Source organism: Mycobacterium sp. BK086 (assembly GCA_004362315.1).
Lineage (GTDB): Bacteria > Actinomycetota > Actinomycetes > Mycobacteriales > Mycobacteriaceae > Mycobacterium.
This window is the reverse complement of the sequence record SNWL01000003.1, coordinates 877256-896844: the sequence shown is the minus strand read 5'-3', so window position 1 is coordinate 896844 and position 19589 is coordinate 877256. Positions and strand designations below refer to the sequence as shown.

Genomic DNA, 19589 nt, shown 5'->3' with positions numbered 1-19589 from the left:
GCAGCCTCACCAAATCAGCAGTCGCCCGTCGGCCGGGCACCGGACGCGCAAGGATGGCCTTGGACGCACACGATCCCCGTCAATATTGGCTGGGAAGAACAGCCGTGGTCGCCGCGTCGGGCGCCCTGGACCTGCTGACATCGCCGCGTCTGGAGCAACTTCTCACCGACACGCTCAACGACGGGCCGACCGCGCTGATCGTCGATCTGACCGAGGTGGATTTCCTCAGTTCGGCCGGAATGCAGGTGCTGGTCAACGTCCACGCCACAGCAACGCCGGACATCGGATTCGCGGTGGTTGCCGAGGGCCGCAGCACCAGTCGGCCGCTCGCGCTCGTCGGGCTGACAGAGGTGTTCGACGTCGTCGCCACCCTGCAGGACGCCGTCGACAAAGTCAGCTGATTCGCAGCGGAGCGCCGAGATCGCGCAGCGCGGTCAGGTCGGGGACGCCGCAGCCGTGCAGGCAGACCCGCAGCTCCTCGATGAACCGGTGCAGTGTGTCCAGCGCCGCGGCAGGCGACTCGATGGCCGGGGCCAGCAGCGGGCGGGCCAGTGCCACCACGTCGGCGCCCATCATCACCGCTTTGGCGGCGTCCAGGCCGGTGCGGATGCCGCCGGAGGCCACCAGCGGCATACCCGGCAGCGTCGCACGGACCTCGGTCAGCGCCTGTGCGGTCGGGACACCCCATTCGGCGATCGCCGGGTCGCGCACCTCGCCATCGCGCACCAGTTGCTCGACCCGCGCCCACGACGTCCCGCCCGCACCGGCGACGTCGACCGCGGCGATCGGCAGGCCGCGCAGCCGTTCGGCGGCTGCCGCCCCGATACCGTGGCCGACCTCCTTGACCAGCACCGGGTAGGGGAGTTCCTCGGCCAGTGTGTGCAACCGCCGCAGTGAGCCGCTGAAGTCGGTGTCGCCGTTTTCCTGCATCGCCTCCTGCAGGGGGTTGGTGTGTACCGCCAGTGCGTCCGCACCGATCCGATCCAGTGCGGCAGCCAGTTTGGGTATCAGAGCGTCGGAAAGCTGAGCCAGGCCGATATTGCCGATGAGGAGGACGTCGGGTGCCAGCTCACGGACTTCGAAGCTGGTCGCAGCCAGGTCGTCGTCGAGCATGATGCGCTGCGAACCGAGCATCATGCCGATCCCAAGCTTCTGGGCGGCTTCGGCCAGGTTGCGGTTGATCGTGCGAGACAGCTCGGCACCGCCGGTCATCGCCCCGATGAGAACCGGCGCGCGCAACCCGCGGCCAAGGAAGGAAGTGCCCACGTCGACGGCGTCGAGACTGGTCTGGGTCAGCGCGTTGTACGGCAGCCGGTAACGCTCGAAGCCGGTGGTCACAGTCTCGTAGGAGACAGGCCCGTGCAAGCAGGCGTCGATGTGGCGCAGCTTCCGGCTGGCCATTGAGGGGCGGTCCATGCTCACCGCATACCCCCAGGGGTGGCGCAGGCCCACTGCGCGCCCTGAAACAATGGCACGGTGTCAGAGGGTCTCTGGATCGCTATCGCGGTCATCGCCGTCCTGGTCATCGCTGCACTCGTCGTCGGTCTGGTGCGGTTCCGGCGGCGTCAGATCAGTCTGCGCCCCAGCTCAGAGGGTCCCACACCGATTGACCGATCCGGTGGATACACCGCGTCGACAGGCATTTCGTTCAGCCAGACGCCGACGGTGGACACCACCGGCTTGCCGGGCGTGGGTGACGACGCCGCGCTGCCGCGCGATTCGGTCAAACGCCCGATCGCCGATGTGGCGCTGCCCGAGCCGCCGGTGGTCGACGAGCCTGTTACCGAGGTCACCCCGGAAGTTCCTCCGGTCGAACCCGAAGCTCCGGTGGCGCCTCCGGCAGCCCCCGCGATCGAGGCCATCGCCCCGGCCGAAGGCCGCCTCGAGCGCCTGCGCGGGCGGCTGGCCAAATCGCAGAACGCGCTCGGCCGCAGCATGCTCGGTCTGCTCGGCGGTGGCGACCTGGACGAGGCCTCCTGGGAGGAGGTCGAGGACACGCTGCTGATCGCCGATCTCGGACCCGTGGTCACCGCCTCGGTGATCGAGCAACTACGCAGCCGGCTGGCCAGCGCGACCGTGCGCACCGAGGCCGACGCCCGCGCGGTGCTGCGCGACGTGCTGATCACCGAGCTGAACCCCGGGCTGGACCGCTCGATCAAGGCGCTGCCGCACGCCGACAAGCCGTCGGTGCTGCTGGTCGTGGGGGTCAACGGCACCGGAAAGACCACCACCGTGGGCAAGCTGGCCCGAGTCTTGGTGGCCGACGGTCGCCGGGTCGTGCTCGGTGCGGCCGACACCTTCCGGGCCGCCGCCGCCGACCAGCTGCAGAGCTGGGCGTCGCGAGTCGGTGCCGAGGTGGTTCGCGGCGCCGAGGGTGCCGACCCGGCCTCGGTGGCCTTCGATTCGGTGGACAAGGGCATCGAAGCCGGCGCCGACGTCGTCGTGATCGACACGGCCGGACGGCTGCACACCAAGACCGGCCTGATGGACGAACTCGGCAAGGTCAAGCGCGTGGTGGAAAAGCGGGCCGCGGTCGACGAGGTGCTGCTCGTTCTGGACGCGACGATCGGCCAGAACGGTCTGGCACAAGCTCGAGTCTTCGCTGACGTCGTCGACATCACCGGGGTCGTGCTCACCAAGCTCGACGGCACGGCCAAGGGCGGCATCGTCTTCCGCGTACAGCAGGAACTGGGCGTGCCGGTGAAGCTGGTCGGTCTGGGCGAGGGACCCGACGATCTGGCGCCGTTCGAGGCGGCGGCGTTCGTCGACGCGCTGTTGGGATAGCCTGCAAATCCCTTCTGAGCGGGGCGAATTGCGGGATGTAACACCGGCGAAACGAAGACTGCCTATCCGTTCACACGCGCGAAACACCTAAGCGTCTTAGCTGAAACAACCACTGCGCATTGTCTTGCCCTAGGTCAACGGTGCCTAACCGTGGCATGGGTGAAGGAGAAACTGCGAGTGGATGGATTTCCCGTAATGGGTGTGCCGGACACCGGCGACACAGCATGGATGCTTGCGAGCTCCGCGCTCGTGCTGCTGATGACGCCGGGCCTGGCCTTTTTCTACGGCGGCATGGTGCGTGCCAAGGGCGTGCTCAACATGATCATGATGAGCGTCAGTGCCATGGGCGTCGTGACGGTGCTGTGGGTGCTGTACGGCTACTCACTGGCGTTCGGCAATGACAAGTTCAACTTGTTCGGCGATCCCAGTCAGTACTTCGGCCTCAAGGGGCTGATCGGTGGCACCTACCTGCAGCTCAAGCCGGAGGACGCGGCCGTCTCGATCCCGCTGGCCGGAACCATTCCGCAGGTCGTCTTCGTCGCATTCCAGCTGATGTTCGCGATCATCACCGTCGCCCTGATCTCCGGTGCGGTCGCCGACCGCCTGAAGTTCGGTGGCTGGCTGGTGTTCGCCGGCCTGTGGGCCACGTTCGTCTACTTCCCGGTTGCCCACTGGGTGTTCGCCTTCGACGGTGTCACCGGTGAGACGGGCGGCTGGATTGCCAACAAGCTCAAGGCAATCGACTTCGCCGGTGGAACCGCGGTGCACATCAACTCCGGTACCGCGGGCCTGGTGCTCGCGATCATCCTCGGCAAGCGCCTCGGCTGGCCCGGCACCCCGATGCGGCCGCACAACCTGCCGTTCGTGATGCTCGGCGCCGGTCTGCTGTGGTTCGGCTGGTACGGCTTCAACGCCGGTTCTGCGGTGGGCTCCAACGGAATTGCCGGTGTCACCTTCATCACCACCACTGTCGCCACCGGTGCGGCGATGCTGGGCTGGCTGCTCACTGAGCGCATTCGCGACGGTCACGCCACCACCCTGGGTGCGGCATCGGGCATCGTGGCCGGCCTGGTCGCGATCACCCCGTCCTGCTCGTCGGTGAATGTGGTTGGCGCGCTGGCGATCGGCGCGGGCGCAGGTATCGTCTGTGCTCTCGCGGTCGGACTGAAGTACAAGCTGGGCTTCGACGACTCGCTCGACGTGGTCGGTGTGCACCTTGTCGGTGGTCTGTTCGGCACCCTGATGGTCGGCCTGGTCGCCACCTCGGAGGCGCCGGCAGCGGTCTCCGGCCTGTTCTACGGCGGCGGCGCGGATCAGCTGATCAAGCAGGCCATCGGTGCCTTCGCGGTTCTGGGGTACTCCGCTGTCGGTACGGCTATCTTGGCCTTGATCGTCAAGTACACCATCGGACTGCGGCTTGATCGCGAGGAAGAGGCATCCGGCATCGACGAAGCCGAGCACGCGGAGACCGCGTACGACTTCGCCACCGCCGGCACTGGCTCGGTTCTCGGTAAACACGGCGCGGAGGAATGAGGGACATGAAACTGATCACTGCGATCGTCAAGCCGTTCACGCTGGAAGACGTCAAGACCGGCCTCGAGCAGACGGGTATCCTCGGGATGACCGTCAGCGAGGTGCAGGGATACGGACGCCAGAAGGGCCACACTGAGGTGTATCGAGGCGCGGAGTACTCCGTCGACTTCGTGCCCAAGGTCCGCGTGGAGGTCGTGGTCGATGACTCTGCCGTCGACAAGGTCGTGGATGTCATCGTGCAGGCCGCCCGCACCGGAAAGATCGGTGACGGCAAGGTGTGGGTCAGCCCCGTGGAGACCGTTGTTCGGGTCCGCACGGGCGAGCGGGGGTCCGACGCTCTCTGACGCATCCGATGTGACGTTCTCGTGCGGCCACACCGAATGATCGTTAGTTGGGGGTCGGCCGTGGGAGGACTGAGATGACAAAGCAATCAAGAGATTCCGCCGCCGGCGCTTCCCGATGGGAGGCACCGGCGGCGGGCTCGTCAAAGCCCGCGAAGGATCTGGCGAAGGCCTGCCAGCAGTTGCTGGAAGGCGGTCAGCGCCAACTGGATTCGGCCGCGCTTCGCGACGCACTGCAGGACCTGCACGAATTCTGGTTGTCCACCAAGGCAACCGAGATCGGCATCACCCCGACCAGTGGATTCGCGATCGTCGCCACCGGCGGGCTGGGTCGCCGCGAGTTCGTGCCGTATTCCGATCTCGACCTCATGCTGCTGCACGACAACATGCCCGCCGACATCGTCACCCAGGTGGCCGAGCTGCTCTGGTACCCGTTGTGGGACGCCAACATTCGCCTCGATCACAGTGTCCGCACGGTGCCCGAGGCGCTCACCGTGGCCAGCGAGGACATCTCGGCGGGGCTGGCGATGCTGGAGGTGCGGCACATCGCGGGCGATTCCGAACTTTCCCAGCTGCTGATCGGCGGGGCCCGGCGCCAGTGGCGTACCGGGATCGCCTCCCGCTTCGACGAGCTCGTCGACCATACGAAGGACCGCTGGCAGCGCAGCGGGCAGATCGCCCATCGCGCCGAACCCGACCTGAAATGCGGCCGCGGCGGCCTGCGGGATGTCCAGCTGCTCAATGCGCTGGCGATCGCCCAGCTGGCCGATGTGTACCCGAGCAGCTCACTCGCTTCGCCGACCGGGTCCCTCGGTGGGGCGCATCTGGCGCTGCTGAACGTGCGCACCGAACTGCATCGGGTGTCCAAACGGCACCGTGACCATCTGCTGGCGCAGTTCGCCGACGAGATCGGTGCGTCGTTGCGTATCGGTGACCGGTTCGACCTGGCCCGAGTGCTCTCCGACGGGGCGCGCACGATCAGCTACTACGTGGACGCCGGGCTGCGCACCGCGGCCAATGCCCTTCCCAAGCGCGGACTTTCGGTGCTGCGCCGTCCGACCCGGCGCCCGCTGGACGAAGGTGTGGTGGAGTTCGCTGGCGAGGTGATCCTGGCCCGCGACGCCCGTCCGGAGCGCGACCCGGGCCTGATCCTGCGGGTCGCGGCGGCCTCGGCGACCACCGGGCTGCCGATCTCGGGTTCCACGCTGAGCCGGCTGGCGGCCTCGGCCCCCGAACTGCGCGCGCCGTGGCCCCGTGACGCGCTCAAGGACCTGCTGGTGCTGCTGGCCGCCGGGCCGACGACGGTGGCCACCGTCGAGGCGCTGGACCGCACGGGATTGTGGGGCCGACTGTTCCCCGAGTGGGGAGCCGTGCGCGACCTCCCACCCCGCGACGTCGTGCACATCTGGACCGTCGACCGTCATCTCGTCGAAACCGTCTCGCGGGCAAGCGCATTCACCACGCGGGTATCGCGACCGGACCTGCTGGTGCTCGGCGCTCTGCTGCACGATATCGGCAAGGGCCGCGGCGGCGACCACAGTGTGATCGGTGCGGAGCTGGCTGTTCAGGTCGGCACGCGGCTGGGGTTGTGGCCGTCGGATATCGACCTGCTGTCGGCGATCGTGCGCTATCACCTGCTGTTGCCCGACACCGCGACCCGCCGCGATCTGCAGGATCCGAAGACCATCGCCCGCGTCGTCGACGCGCTCGGCGGTGACCCGGTGCTGCTCGAGTTGCTGGATGCGCTGGCCGAGGCGGATTCGCTGGCCACCGGGCCCGGGGTGTGGGGTGACTGGAAGTCGTCGCTCATCGGCGATCTGGTCCGTCGGTGCCGGCTGGTGCTGGCCGGTGAGCCACTTCCGCAGGCGGATCCGATTGACCCGCACCATCTTTCGCTCGCCGCCGATCGCGGTGTGCACGTCGAGATGACGCCGGGGGAGAGCGCTCACACCTACAACGTGGCGATGATCGCGCCCGACCGGCGCGGTCTGCTGTCCAAGGCGGCGGGCGTGCTCGCGCTGAATTCGCTTCGCGTGCATTCGGCGTCGGTCAACAGTGCCGAGGGTTCAGCGATCAACACGTTCGTGGTGTCACCCCATTTCGGTGCCCCACCGGCAGCCGAGCTCCTGCGCCAGCAGTTCATCCTGGCCCTGGACGGCGAGCTCGACGTCATCGCCGCACTGGAGAAGCGCGACCGCGAGGCCGCGCAGTACGGCACCGGCCGGGTGGGGGAGCACAAGCCCGCCGTGCCGATCAACGCCGTCCCGGCGCCGCCGCGCATCCTGTGGCACGACGGCAGCGGCGAGGGTCAGCTGATCGTCGAGATTCGCACCACCGACCGCACCGGGCTGCTCGCCTTGCTCACCGGAGTGTTCGAGCGTGCCGCCGCCGACATCTCCTGGGCCAAGATCACGACGCTGGGCTCGTCGGTGGTCGACGCGTTCGGCATCTCGGTGCAGCCGCAGAATTCGGTCGACGACGTCCGCAAGCAGCTCGAGAGCGAGCTCTACGCGGTGCTGCCGGCGCCGCCGCCGGCCAAGCCCGCCGAGGAAGCCAGCTAGCGCATCAGACCACGTCACATGCGGATACAACGTGTTGGAGTCGCGAAACCGCCACCATGGTCGTAATTCGTGGCGCCGAGCAACCATGGTGTAGATCTCGTCGCCGAATTCCGCCAGATAGGCTTGCCCCGTGTTTGAATCCCTGTCCGACCGGTTGACCGGTGCGCTGGCCGGCCTGCGTGGCAAGGGCCGGCTGACCGACGCCGATATCGAAGCCACCACGCGTGAGATCCGGCTGGCCCTGCTCGAGGCCGACGTCTCGCTGCCCGTCGTGCGCACGTTCGTCAATCGCATCAAAGAGCGGGCGCGCGGCGCCGAGGTCTCCGGCGCGCTGAACCCCGCCCAGCAGGTCGTCAAGATCGTCAACGAGGAGCTCATCGGCATCCTCGGCGGCGAGACCCGTCAGCTCGCGTTCGCCAAGAACCCGCCCACGGTGATCATGCTGGCGGGCCTGCAGGGCGCCGGTAAGACGACGCTGGCCGGCAAGCTCGCCAAGTGGCTCAAGGGCCAAGGACACACCCCGCTGCTGGTGGCCTGCGACCTGCAGCGTCCCGGTGCGGTCAACCAGCTCAAGATCGTCGGCGAGCGCGCCGGCGTCAATGTCTTCGCCCCGCACCCGGGCACCGCGCCCGACGCCGCGGACACCCAGGGCGCCGGCCCCGGTGACCCGGTCGCCGTCGCGGCCGCCGGCCTGGCCGAGGCCCAGGCCAAGCACTTCGACGTCGTCGTTGTCGACACCGCGGGCCGTCTCGGTATCGACGACGTGCTGATGGCCCAGGCCGCCGCGATCCGCGACGCCGTGCACCCCGACGAGACCCTGTTCGTCCTCGACGCGATGATCGGCCAGGATGCCGTGGCCACCGCCGAGGCCTTCGGCTCGGGTGTCGGATTCACCGGTGTGGTGCTGACCAAGCTCGACGGCGATGCCCGCGGTGGCGCGGCACTGTCGGTCCGCGAGGTCACCGGCGTGCCGATCCTGTTCGCGTCGACCGGTGAGAAGCTCGAGGACTTCGACGTCTTCCACCCCGACCGGATGGCCAGCCGCATCCTCGGCATGGGCGATGTGCTGAGCCTGATCGAGCAGGCCGAGCAGGTCTTCGATCAGCAGAAGGCTGAAGAGGCCGCCGCCAAGATCGGCTCGGGCGAGCTGACGCTGGAGGACTTCCTCGAGCAGATGCTGATGATCCGCAAGATGGGCCCGATCGGCAATCTGCTGGGCATGCTGCCCGGCGCCGGCCAGATGAAGGACGCGCTGGCCACCGTCGACGACAAGCAGCTCGACCGGTTGCAGGCGATCATCCGCGGCATGACCCCGCAGGAGCGGGCCGACCCGAAGATCATCAATGCCTCGCGGCGCCTACGCATCGCCAACGGCTCCGGCGTCAACGTGTCCGAGGTCAACCAGCTGGTCGACCGGTTCTTCGAGGCCCGCAAGATGATGTCGCAGATGGCAGGCGCGATGGGCATGCCGTTCGGGCGTCGCTCCTCGAAGAAGCAGGCCAAGGGCAAGAACAAGCAGGCGGGCAAGAAGAAGGGTGGCGGTCGCGGGCCGACGCCGCCGAAGCAGAATCCGTTGCTTGCCGGCATGCCCGACCTGTCCGGAATGCCGCAGGGTCTCAACGAGTTGCCGCCGGGCCTGGCGGATTTCGATCTGTCCAAGCTGAAGTTCCCGGGCAAGAACTAGCGTGCGGGCCCTCCACGTTCGGGGCCGTGGACTGCCCGACGGCGAGCTCGTCGAGTGGTGGATCGTCGATGGAATTCTGCGCGCCGAACCGGTCGCCGACGCCGAGACGGTGTTCGACGGCGGCTGGATCCTGCCCGGCCTGGTCGACGCGCACTGTCACGTCGGGTTGGGGGACCACGGCGAGATCCCGCTCGACGACGCCATCGCCCAAGCCGAGGTGGAGCGCGGGGTCGGCGCCCTGCTGCTGCGCGACTGCGGCTCGCCGACCGACACCCGCAGCCTCGACGATCACCACGATCTGCCCCGGATCATCAGGGCCGGAAAGCATTTGGCGCGCCCCAAGCGCTACTCGCACGGTTTCGCCATTGAACTCGAAGACGAGTGGCAGCTGCCCGAGGCGCTGGCGCAGCAGGCCCGGATCGGCGACGGCTGGGTCAAACTCGTGGGCGATTGGATCGATCGGTCGGTGGGCGACCTGGCACCGCTGTGGTCCGATGATGTCCTGCGCGCCGCGATCGCGGCCGTGCACGACGAGGGCGCTCGGGTCACCGCGCACGTGTTCAGTGAGGACGCGCTGCCCGGCCTGATCGGAGCGGGCATCGACTGCATCGAGCACGGCACGGGCCTGACCGACGACACCATCGCGATGATGGTCGAGCACGGCACCGCCCTGGTGCCCACCCTGATCAACATCGAGAACTTTCCCGGATTCGCCGACGCCGCAACGAAATACCCGACTTACGCCGCTCACATGCGCGCTCTCTACGACAGCTGCTATGCGCGGATGGGCGCGGCCCGCGAGGCCGGCGTGCCGATCTATGCCGGCAGCGACGCGGGCAGCACGATCGCACACGGGCGCATCGCCGACGAGGTCGATGCCCTCACGCGGATCGGGATGACCCCGACCGACGCGCTCGGTGCGGCGTGCTGGGACGCCCGACGGTGGCTGGGGCGGCCGGTCATCGACGACGGCGCCCCGGCGGATCTGGTGTGCTTCACCGAAGATCCGCGTGGGGGCGCCGACGTGCTGTCGAACCCGGACGTGGTGATCCTGCGCGGGCGGGTCTACTAGCGTTGAGTCAGAACTGGGAGCGAAGATTTCGACGAAATCTTCGCTCCCGGTTCTGACTCAACGATCACTGGCTGTAGTGGCTGAAACCCCAATCGAGCAATTTCCCCGCCTGGTCCCACAGGTCCTCGCTGCCGTACATCTGCACCACGATCAACCGTCGCCCGTTGCGCTGCGCCATGCCGACGTAGGTTTCCTGTGCCAGGTCGGTGTATCCGCTCTTGCCGCCGATGAAGCCGGGGTAACTGCGCAACAGATGGTCCTGGTTCTTGATCTCCTTGAACCCCGACTTGCCGGGGAACAACGCGGAGGGCTGGTGGACGATCTGGGCGAACAGCGGGTAGCGCAACGCTTCTCGGTAGATCACCGCCAAATCGTGTGGCGTGGTGACAGATTCCCAGCCGGGTCCGTCCAAGCCGGAGGGGGATCCGGCCCTGGTGCTGCGGGCCGTGAGCTGGTAGGCCTTGGCGTTCATCTTCTGAACCGCGACCTGCGAGCCGCCGAGCATGTCGGCGAGCAGGTTGGCGGCGTCGTTGCCCGATACCAGCAGCAGCCCGTCGAGGAGTTGTCGCGCTGTGTAGACCTGGCCCGGAACCAAACCGACACAAGAACATTCGACCTGGGTGCTGGCGTCGGTCGCGCGCACTGCGGTGCCCGGCGCCAACTGGTCGAGCACCACCATCGCGAGCAGAGCCTTGATGGTGCTCGCCGGTGCGTGGGAGCTATAGGGCTCGCGGCCGCCGAGAATCTGTCCGGTGTCGAGGTCGGCGACCAGCCAGGCCTGGGCGGGGCCGTCGGGTGGGGCGGCGACCGTTCCGGCCGGCTGGGGCGCGGGTGCCGCGGCGGCCGGTGCCACCAGAACCATGGACATGGCAATGCTCAGCAGCGCGATGAAGGGGCGGGCCGGCATGGGTGCCGAGGCTATTTGGCCAGCACCTCGGCAACGACGCGATCGAATCTCGAAAGCATTGCGATCAGCGACTACCGGTTTAGGTCGCGGCGCCGCTGTCCTTGGGGATGCCGCTGAAAGCAGGTTTTTGTTAGGTAAGTCACAGTAAAGTTGTCCGAACAAGCGTCGGGGATGTTGGCACTGATCAGCTGGGGAGAGACTGTGAAATTCGCGAAAATGGCCGGAGTGGCCGCCACCGTTGTCACGTTGGGCCTTGCCGGCGTCACCGCCGCGCCGGCCTGGGCAGCGGACAGCATCAAGGTGTTCGGCCAGCAGGAAACGTTGAACGGGCCCAATGGCCTGCCCTATATCGGCTATGCCGTGGGCAAGCTCGCGCCCAGTTCGGACGCGGTGCCACACAACGGCACGTTGTACGCGGCCAAGCTGGTGGTCGACGGGTTCGGTGCCAATTACCCGATATTCATCGAGCGCTTCGGTGCCCGGGCGGAGTCCGGCGACTTCTACCCCTCGATCTGGGGGGCATCGAACGCCGGAAAGCTCTACTTCGACGTCGTTGGCCCCATCCCGAACAGCGTCGTCTTCAACGACGGCACCCGCGACCTCCTGGCCTGGGTACCTGGTGATCCCGGCACCGCGGCGCCGGTCGTCGTGCCGGATTCCGACGAGAACTTCCAGGTCGTGCCGGACCAGGCCGCCGCCGGCGGCCCGGCGCCGTCGGAAGGCAACTCGTCGATCGTGGCCACGCCGAACGACCTGGCCACCTCGCCGTATCAGATCACCGAAGGTGATGCGGCTCAGCCCGGGTTCAATTCAGGCGGCGGACACCGCTAACCCGGCGAACTACAGCGCGGCGACGCTGTCCGAGCGGTTCTGGGCGAAGCCCCAGTCCAGCAGGGTGGCGGCCTGATCCCAATAGGTCGGGCCGCCCTCGTGGATCAGCCCGTACATCATCGCGATAACCAGGCGGCGGCCGTCACGGTCGGCGGCGCCGACGAACGTCTTGCGGGCGGCATCGGTGAAGCCGGTCTTGCCGCCGATCGCGCCCGGGTAGCGGGCCAGGAGTTCGTCCTGATTGACCAACGGCTTGTCACCGGTGTCGGTGGGGAACATCGCCACCGGCTGTGCAGTGATCTCGGCGAACACCGGATTGGCCATGGCGGCACGGAAAATGGCGGCCAGGTCGTGCGGGGTGGTCCACCCCGGCCCGCCCGGACCGTCCAGTCCTGACGGCGTGGTCGCGTGTGTGTTGGTGGCACCGATCGCGACGGCCTTGGCGTTCATCTTGTCGACCGCGGCGCCGAAGCCACCGAGCATGTCGGCCAGGGTGTTGGCGGCATCGTTGCCCGACACCAGCAGCAGCCCGTCGAGTAGCTGGCGGGCGGTGTAGGTGCGGCCGGGCCGCACGCCCGCGCAATTGCATTCCACAAGGGCGTCGGTGTTGTTGGCGACGACGGTGGCGTTGAGGTCGGGCAGTTCGTCGAGAACGGTCAGGGCGAGCAGCGTCTTGATGGTGCTGGCCGGCGGGTGGGCGGCGTACATATCGCGGCCCGCCAGCACCTGGCCGGTGTCCATGTCGGCGATGATCCATGCCGCGGCCGGGCCGTCGGGAATGGGTACCGAACCCGCGGGCTGGTCGGTGTCGGCGTTGGCGATGGCTGCGGTCGAGGTCAGCAGGAGCAGCGCCGTGGTCGCGCTCGCGAGAAGTCTGCGCATGGGCTCTGAGCCTAACCGGAGGGTCCGGAGAGGTGCTGGCTCAGTAGACGTCGCGGACGTACCGATGGGCCTTGATCAGCTCGTTGACGTAGGAGTGCGCGGCCGCCGCGTCCATGCCGCCGGCCTCGGCGACGATCTCGTGCAGCGCCCGGTCGACGTCCTTGGCCATCCGGTCGGCGTCGCCGCACACATAGAGGTGCGCACCGTCCTGCAGCCATGCGAAGAACTCTGGCGCGTTCTCCTTCATCCGGTGCTGGACGTAGGTCTTGGGCCCGTCGCTCTCTCGCGAGAATGCCAGGTCCAGGTGGGTGAGCACGCCGGACTCGACGAATCCCGACAGCTCGTCGCCGTAGAGGAAGCTGGTGGCGCGACGACGATCGCCGAAGAACAGCCAGGACTTGCCCGGTGCCGCGGTGGCGTGACGCTCATGCAGGAAGGCGCGGAACGGCGCGATGCCGGTGCCGGGCCCGATCATGATTATCGGCACGTCGGGGGCGGGCAGCCGGAAATTGTGGTTGGGGCGCAAGTGGATTCGCACCGCTTGGCCCCGGTCGGCCAGGAAGGTGGAGGCGACACCGCCGCGATCGCGGTCGCGGCAGGTGTAGCGCACGGTCGCGACCGTCAGGTGCAGCTGGCCGGGATGCGCCAGCGGACTGGACGCGATCGAGTAGTCCCGAAACTGCAAGGGCCGCAACGTCTCCAGCACCTCGTCGACGGTCAGGTCGGCAAGCTCGAGGAGATCCAGGACGTCGCGGCCGTACAACCACGCCGAGACCACGGCCGGGTCGGACGAGTTCAGCGCGGCCGCTGCCTCAGCGTCCTCGGTGCGGGCCGCGACCAGCGCCTGCAATGCCCGCGACGGAGTGCAGATCTCGAGATGGCCGGCGAGCAGCTCGCCCAGCGGCCTTTCGGCACCGGCGACGAGGTAGGTGTCGTCGACCCCCAGTTTCGCCAGGATCGCCTCGACCAAGGCGGGGGAGTTCAGCGGGTGGACCGCCACCGAATCGCCTGCCTCGTAGGTGATCCCGGAATCGGAGAGATCGAGTTCGATGTGGCGGACTTCCTTGTCCGATTCGGTCGCGGTCAACAGCCGGTTCACCGCGGCCGTCGCCGTGAACGGATTGGCGTCCGTCCACGGGGTGGTGTTGCGGATCGTCGTCGGCCGCGGCGTCACCGGTGCGGTCGCGGTGTGACCGGTCGCGGTGGTGCTGGCTTCCTCGATCATCTTGGCCATGTCGGCGATCCACGCTTTGGCGTCGCCCTCGCGATAGCAGTCGTACTCGACGCGTTCGGTCAGCGAGTGCGCACCCAGTTCGGCCAGCCGGGTGTCGAAGATCCGTCCGGCGTTGCAGAACAGCTCGTAGGAACTGTCGCCCAGCGCGAGTACCGCGTAACCGAGGCCGTCGAAGCGGGTCTCGGTGGCCGCCAGTTCCTCCCAGAAGACGTTGCCGTTGTCGGGTACTTCGCCCTCGCCGAACGTCGACGCCACCACGATGAAGTGTGTTGCGGCGGCCACCTCGTCCAGTGAGAGGTCGTTGAGCTCGGTCTCGGTGACGTCGATGCCGACGGCCTTGACGGCGTCGGCCAGCTGCATGGCGATGTACTCGGCGGTGCCCATGTCACTGGCGTAGCCAATGATCAGTGAGAATCCGGGGCGCTCCGACACTCGTCCTCCGCTCGATAGTCGACTTTGGTTAGGTTTACCTTAGTGGAGTTGTCCCACTGGCGTGGACCTCCCCACCGGGGCCCGAGGCAGCGGTGTTGAATCACTCGAATGCTGAGTCTTGAAGAGATTTCGGATCGGTTGGAGATCCAGCAGCTGCTGGTGGATTACTCCACCGCGATCGATAGTCGCCGGTTCGACGACCTGGATCGCGTCTTCACGCCCGACGCCCACATCGACTACACCGAGCTCGGCGGAATCGCGGGCACGTTTCCCGATGTCAAAGCGTGGCTGGCTGAGGTGCTGCCCAATTTCCCGGCCTACTTTCACATGCTCGGCAACTTCGACATCCGCATCGACGGCGACTCCGCGACGTCGCGCACCATCCTGTTCAACCCGATGGCGCTCGGGGACAACGGCCAGGTGATGTTTTGCGGCCTCTGGTACGACGACGCGTTCATCCGCACCGCCGAGGGCTGGCGGATGACGCGGCGCGTGGAAAGCAAGTGCATCCAGAAGGTGGTCTGAACAGGGCGGTCGCGGCTGTGCGCGATTAACACCTGATCGGTCTCCTCTGGCACAATGGGCGGCTGTCCGACCCGCGACCACGGTCGCAGGCTGGTCACGCACGCGAGGCAAAACCGGATCCGGCACTTCCGCCGGCTCGCTGAATTGCAGCGTGATACCCAAGGAGTTAGTTCATGGCTGTCAAGATCAAGCTCACCCGGCTTGGCAAGATCCGTAATCCCCAGTACCGCATCGCTGTCGCCGACGCGCGCACCCGCCGCGATGGCCGTGCGATCGAGGTCATCGGCCGCTACCACCCCAAGGAAGATCCGTCTCTGATCGAGATCGATTCCGAGCGTGCCCAGTACTGGCTGTCCGTCGGCGCCCAGCCCACCGAGCCCGTCCTGAACCTGCTGAAGATCACCGGTGACTGGCAGAAGTTCAAGGGTCTGCCCGGTGCCGAGGGCACGCTGAAGGTCAAGGAGCCCAAGCCCAGCAAGCTCGATCTGTTCAACGCCGCGCTGGCCGAGGCCGATGGCGCCCCGACTGGCGAGGCTGCCCAGCTCAAGAAGAAGAAGGCGCCCGCCAAGAAGGCCGAGGCCGCCGAGGCCGAGCCGGCTGCTGAAGCCGCTGCCGAGGCTCCTGCCGAGCCGGCCGCCGAAGCCACTGAAGCCGCCGCAGAATGAGCTCGGTCGTCGTCGACGCCGTAGAGCATCTGGTCCGCGGGATCGTCGACAATCCGGACGACGTTCGCGTCGACATGGTCACCAACCGGCGGGGACGCACGGTTGAGGTCCATGTTCACCCCGAGGATCTCGGCAAGGTGATCGGCCGCGGTGGTCGCACCGCGACCGCGTTGCGCACCTTGGTCGCCGGTATCGGCGGCCGGGGCATCCGCGTCGACGTGGTGGACACCGACCAGTAGGTCAGTAGGTCGCCATGGAGCTCGTCGTCGGACGCGTGGCCAAAGCTCACGGGATCACCGGCGAACTGGTGGTGGACGTCCGCACTGACGACCCCGACGAGCGCTTTGCTCCCGGTAATCGGTTGCACCTCAAGCCTTCCCGCGGGGGTGGCGGCAGGGATGTCGTCGTCGAGGCGGCGCGTCCGCACGGCGCCCGCCTGCTGGTCCGGCTCGACGGGGTTTCCGACCGCAACGCCGCCGATGCGTTGCGCGGCAACTTGTTCGTCGTCGACACCGCCGATCTGCCCGAGATCGACGATCCCGACGAGTTCTACGACCATCAGCTCGAAGGGCTTTCGGTACGCACGGTCGACGGCCGCGCTCTCGGCTCGGTCGCCGAGGTGCTGCACACCGCGGGCGGGGAGCTGTTGGCCGTACGCAACGCCGACGGTGCCGAAGTGCTGGTGCCGTTCGTCGCAGCGATCGTGACATCGGTGTCGCTGGCCGACGGCGTCGTCGAAATCGAGCCACCCGAGGGGCTTTTGGATCTGGACGGCTTGAGTTGAGATGCGCGTTGACGTCGTCACGATCTTTCCGGACTATCTAGCGCCGCTGCGACAGTCCTTGCCCGGCAAGGCTATTGAGTCGGGCATCCTGGATGTCGAGGTGCACGACCTGCGCCGCTGGACCCATGATGTGCACCACTCCGTCGATGATTCGCCGTACGGGGGCGGTCCCGGCATGGTGATGAAGGCGCCGGTGTGGGGTGCGGCCCTCGACGAAATCTGTACCGAGTCAACACTTCTGGTGATCCCGACACCCGCGGGTCGGCTGTTCACCCAGAGCGACGCCCAGCGCTGGACGGGGGAGTCGCACCTGGTGTTCGCCTGCGGCCGCTACGAAGGCATCGATCAGCGGGTCGCCGAGGACGCGCGCAGGCGGATGCGGGTCGAAGAGGTGTCGATCGGTGACTACGTGCTGGCCGGCGGCGAGGTGGCGGCCCTGGTGATGTTCGAGGCGGTGGTCCGGTTGCTGCCCAATGTGATGGGCAATCCGCGCTCACACCAAGATGATTCGCACTCGCCGGAGGTAGACGGTCTGCTGGAGGGGCCGAGCTACACCCGCCCGCCGGTATGGCGTGAGCTACCGGTGCCCGAGGTGCTGCTGTCCGGTGACCACGGCAAAGTCGCTGCCTGGCGCCGCGAACAGGCGCTGGAGCGAACCCGGGAGCGTCGCCCCGACCTGCTCAGAGACTAGTCAGCGGTCTTGGGGCAGTCGGTCGTCATCAGGCTGGCTGGCCGTAAACCCCACCACGACCGAGTCGTAGTACCACTGGTTGATAACGTCCATGGTGTTGATCGCTAGGGGCGGTAATGATTGCCACGGTCTGCGTGCCATTCCGCGGCTTGAGTCAGCGCAGGGGTGTTATCGGCGTAGGCGGTGGGCGCGCCGGACGGCGACCAGGAGTGTGGCGGAGCCACCCGCGGACGCCGTCTGAATAATTCTGTGGAGCAATGTCTTTCCATACTGCGCGGAGAGAGCGGGTAGCCAGGGGGCTGATTGACGCAGCGGTCAAATAACGGCGAAGGTGCGATCGCGCAATATACCTCGACGCCCGTCGAAATCTGTTGAGGTTCAGCGTGATCCGATCAAGGGCGACCCAGATATCGACTCGTCCTAGGTGTCGGACAATCGCGGAGTGCCGGGATGGTTCCTCGTAACCTGTTCGACGACAGAAGTATTGGATTGGTGCGCTAAGTAATGACGTCTCTGTCGCACCTATCTCGAATCGCAAGGAGCTGCCGTCCGACGGGGCAATCGTCCGATGTCACGATGACGCCAACTGACATCCAATCGCCCCCGATGCGGCGAATGTTTTTTACTATAGATTTGACGATGTCGTAAATCCTTGTCTCCAAAGCGAATCTAAGCAATTGACTTGAGCGCTGCTTTTCGTCGCTGCCGATACTGCGCCGAAAGTTCCCGAACGGGTGAGCTTCTCGTGGTGATCCACGACTAATGATTGACAAGCTGTGACGGCCACCACTAATCTGAGATCACATTTTGAGACTGTGCGACTAAAAAATACCTGAATCTCACGGTTAATACGATCGGCTCTTCAAGTCGCATCGGAATGGCCAGGCTCACAGCCGATGTCGGTCGACGGACAGGAAGTGCAGATGGCCACAAGTGCCGCGCAGAGGAGCATCGACGTTGGCTAGTCACGCGCCGCCACGAGCACCTTCCGTGCTCCACGCGGCCGGTCGAAAGGTATCGAACCTCGGCAAGAAGCCGGTAGACGCCGCCGGTACCACCGGTCGCGGCGTCGGTATGGCGGTCAACGTGGTCCGCTACGCGGTCACGGACACCCTCACCTTGCGGCTGCCAGTCGGGGAGTTTCTTTGGCAAGCCTGGGCGCTGTTCAAGGTGACCGCCACGCCGGCAGTGTTGATGGCCATTCCGATCGGCGGGATTGTCACCGTCATCGTCTCGGGTCTGGTCGCCCAGGTCGGCGCCACCGCGCTATTGGGTGCGGCCAGCGGGGTGGGTGTGCTGAGGGAGGGCGCGCCCGTTACCGCCGGCTTGTTGATGGGCGGGGCAGCGGCCTCGGCCATCGCGTCGGACTTCGGGGCACGTGCCATTCGCGAGGAACTCGACGCGATGCGGGTGCTAGGTGTCGACCCCATCCGGCGGCTGGTGGTGCCGCGATTTCTGGCGCTGCTGTTGATCGCGCCCATCCTGACGTTGGTCATCATCGTGTCGGGTACGGCGTCGGCTTACCTTCTATCGGTCACGGTCAGCGGTGTTGCGCCAGGCAGCTTTTGGCAATCCTTCGGCACGTTTGCCAAGATGACGGACGTCTACTTCGCGATCGGGAAGGGCCTCGTCTTCGCCGCCATCGTGGCAATCATCTCCTCGATGCGAGGGATGGAAGCCAAGGGCGGCCCGCGAGGTGTGGCTGACGCCGTGAATGCGGCGGTCGTGATCAACACCATCCTGATCCTTTTCGCGAACCTCGTCATTGCGCAGATTTCGACTATGTTCTTCCCGACGGCGGTGGCGTGATGGCGGCACCGTCGTCAGTCCTCGGCCGGGCCGGTTCAGCCGCCCTCGATGCAACGAAGACCCCAGTGCGGGGGTTTGGACAGTGGGTGCTGTTCGTCGGTCAAGTGTTTTATTACCTACCTCTGACGGTCCGTCGGTACAGCCGGCAGACGCTTGCGGCCACGATCAATATGGCGTGGGGCAGAGGGTCGATGATCGTTGACGGCGGGACCATCAGCGTCCTGCTCCTGCTTGGTGCTGCGACCGGTGCCACTTTGGGAATCGAGGCGCTCGCGGTCCTGAACATCTTGGGCTTTGGGCCGCTGGCCGGCATCATCAGCGGCATCGGTGCCGTCCGCGTCCTTGGCCCCATCGTCGCCGGGATCGCATTCATGGCTCAGGCGGGCACTCGCATGACCGCCGAGATCGGTGCCATGCGCATCGCCGAGGAGATCGACGCCGTCGAAGCGATCGGTTTGCGGCCAATCCCATTCGTCGTGGGCACCCGCTTGATTGGCGCGCTGACGTGCGTCGTGCCCGGTTACCTGCTGACGCTGATAGGCACTTTCTACACGATCGAATTGGTTGTGGTCCTGTTCAACGGCGAACACGCCGGCACCTACGACCACTACTTTGTGATGTTCCTGTCTCCGATGGATCTGCTCTATTCGACGATCAAGGTGAGTGTCTACTGCGTGGCGGTGACGTTAATCCATTGCTACTACGGCTATTTCGCCTCGGGGGGGCCTGTCGGTGTCGGCATGGCGTCGGGTCGCGCGGTCCGTGCCAGTTTGGTGACGATCGTCGTCCTGGACCTCACGACGTCGATCCTCATCTGGGGCCTTCAGCCCGTGTTCATCTTCAAGGGATAAGGG

19 protein-coding genes are annotated in these 19589 nt (G+C 66.6%); 15 read left to right on the top strand and 4 right to left on the bottom strand.

Annotated features, from left to right (window positions below; genetic code table 11):
* Nucleotides 1-59: 59 nt before the first annotated feature.
* Nucleotides 60-401: an STAS domain-containing protein gene (locus EV580_RS04330; RefSeq protein ID WP_183507150.1), complete on the top strand. Its 342-nt coding sequence runs from the start codon at nt 60-62 to the stop codon at nt 399-401.
* Here EV580_RS04330 and fni read toward each other — a convergent pair.
* Nucleotides 394-1416 carry a type 2 isopentenyl-diphosphate Delta-isomerase gene (gene fni / locus EV580_RS04325; RefSeq protein ID WP_133689873.1) on the bottom strand — a complete coding sequence of 341 codons (1023 nt, stop codon included), beginning with the start codon at nt 1414-1416 and terminating at the stop codon, nt 394-396. The genes EV580_RS04330 and fni overlap by 8 nt on opposite strands.
* Before the next feature lie 60 nt (nt 1417-1476).
* On the opposite strand from fni, the gene ftsY reads away from it, so the two are divergent.
* The 6 genes from ftsY (at nt 1477) to EV580_RS04295 (ending at nt 9975) form a co-directional block, all read left to right on the top strand.
* A complete protein-coding gene (ftsY, locus tag EV580_RS04320) occupies nt 1477-2784 on the top strand; it encodes a signal recognition particle-docking protein FtsY (RefSeq protein WP_133689872.1) in 1308 nt (435 codons plus the stop codon).
* 177 nt (nt 2785-2961) lie between these two features.
* Nucleotides 2962-4317: an ammonium transporter gene (locus EV580_RS04315; RefSeq protein WP_166654639.1), complete on the top strand. Its 1356-nt coding sequence runs from the start codon at nt 2962-2964 to the stop codon at nt 4315-4317.
* Between the two features lie 5 nt (nt 4318-4322).
* The gene (locus EV580_RS04310; protein WP_005148837.1) at nt 4323-4661 is read left to right on the top strand and encodes a P-II family nitrogen regulator; all 339 of its coding nucleotides are present in this window, start codon (nt 4323-4325) and stop codon (nt 4659-4661) included.
* 74 nt (nt 4662-4735) lie between these two features.
* Nucleotides 4736-7219 carry a [protein-PII] uridylyltransferase gene (locus EV580_RS04305; protein ID WP_133689871.1) on the top strand — a complete coding sequence of 828 codons (2484 nt, stop codon included), beginning with the start codon at nt 4736-4738 and terminating at the stop codon, nt 7217-7219.
* Between the two features lie 130 nt (nt 7220-7349).
* On the top strand, nt 7350-8903 hold the full coding sequence (gene ffh / locus EV580_RS04300) for a signal recognition particle protein (RefSeq protein WP_133689870.1): 1554 nt from the start codon (nt 7350-7352) through the stop codon (nt 8901-8903).
* Between the two features lies 1 nt (nt 8904).
* Entirely contained in the window at nt 8905-9975 is a 1071-nt protein-coding gene (locus EV580_RS04295) for a metal-dependent hydrolase family protein (protein ID WP_133689869.1), read from the top strand.
* Between the two features lie 64 nt (nt 9976-10039).
* Here EV580_RS04295 and EV580_RS04290 read toward each other — a convergent pair whose 3' ends face one another.
* Nucleotides 10040-10882 carry a D-alanyl-D-alanine carboxypeptidase family protein gene (locus EV580_RS04290; RefSeq protein WP_133689868.1) on the bottom strand — a complete coding sequence of 281 codons (843 nt, stop codon included), beginning with the start codon at nt 10880-10882 and terminating at the stop codon, nt 10040-10042.
* 201 nt (nt 10883-11083) lie between these two features.
* Here EV580_RS04290 and EV580_RS04285 point away from each other — a divergent pair, with 201 nt between their 5' ends.
* Nucleotides 11084-11713, top strand: coding sequence for a DUF1942 domain-containing protein (locus EV580_RS04285; RefSeq protein ID WP_133689867.1), 630 nt, complete (start codon nt 11084-11086; stop codon nt 11711-11713).
* Nucleotides 11714-11722: 9 nt separating this feature from the next.
* Here EV580_RS04285 and EV580_RS04280 read toward each other — a convergent pair whose 3' ends face one another.
* Both EV580_RS04280 and EV580_RS04275 read right to left on the bottom strand, forming a co-directional pair.
* Entirely contained in the window at nt 11723-12595 is an 873-nt protein-coding gene (locus tag EV580_RS04280) for a D-alanyl-D-alanine carboxypeptidase family protein (RefSeq protein ID WP_133689866.1), read from the bottom strand.
* Nucleotides 12596-12635: 40 nt separating this feature from the next.
* A complete protein-coding gene (locus tag EV580_RS04275; RefSeq protein ID WP_133689865.1) occupies nt 12636-14261 on the bottom strand; it encodes a diflavin oxidoreductase in 1626 nt (541 codons plus the stop codon).
* 108 nt (nt 14262-14369) lie between these two features.
* Between EV580_RS04275 and EV580_RS04270 the strand changes: the two genes are divergently transcribed.
* From EV580_RS04270 to EV580_RS04240, 7 genes are all read left to right on the top strand, one after another.
* Nucleotides 14370-14786: a nuclear transport factor 2 family protein gene (locus tag EV580_RS04270; RefSeq protein WP_133689864.1), complete on the top strand. Its 417-nt coding sequence runs from the start codon at nt 14370-14372 to the stop codon at nt 14784-14786.
* 173 nt (nt 14787-14959) lie between these two features.
* Nucleotides 14960-15451: a 30S ribosomal protein S16 gene (gene rpsP / locus EV580_RS04265; protein WP_133689863.1), complete on the top strand. Its 492-nt coding sequence runs from the start codon at nt 14960-14962 to the stop codon at nt 15449-15451.
* Nucleotides 15448-15690: an RNA-binding protein gene (locus EV580_RS04260; RefSeq protein ID WP_005148848.1), complete on the top strand. Its 243-nt coding sequence runs from the start codon at nt 15448-15450 to the stop codon at nt 15688-15690. Before rpsP ends, EV580_RS04260 begins: the two co-directional genes overlap by 4 nt.
* Before the next feature lie 14 nt (nt 15691-15704).
* A complete protein-coding gene (rimM, locus tag EV580_RS04255; RefSeq protein ID WP_133689862.1) occupies nt 15705-16235 on the top strand; it encodes a ribosome maturation factor RimM in 531 nt (176 codons plus the stop codon).
* 1 nt (nt 16236) lies between these two features.
* The gene (gene trmD, locus EV580_RS04250) at nt 16237-16926 is read left to right on the top strand and encodes a tRNA (guanosine(37)-N1)-methyltransferase TrmD (protein WP_133689861.1); all 690 of its coding nucleotides are present in this window, start codon (nt 16237-16239) and stop codon (nt 16924-16926) included.
* Nucleotides 16927-17916: 990 nt separating this feature from the next.
* On the top strand, nt 17917-18735 hold the full coding sequence (locus tag EV580_RS04245; protein ID WP_286171443.1) for an ABC transporter permease: 819 nt from the start codon (nt 17917-17919) through the stop codon (nt 18733-18735).
* The gene (locus EV580_RS04240) at nt 18735-19586 is read left to right on the top strand and encodes an ABC transporter permease (protein ID WP_133689860.1); all 852 of its coding nucleotides are present in this window, start codon (nt 18735-18737) and stop codon (nt 19584-19586) included. Before EV580_RS04245 ends, EV580_RS04240 begins: the two co-directional genes overlap by 1 nt.
* Nucleotides 19587-19589 lie beyond the last annotated feature (3 nt).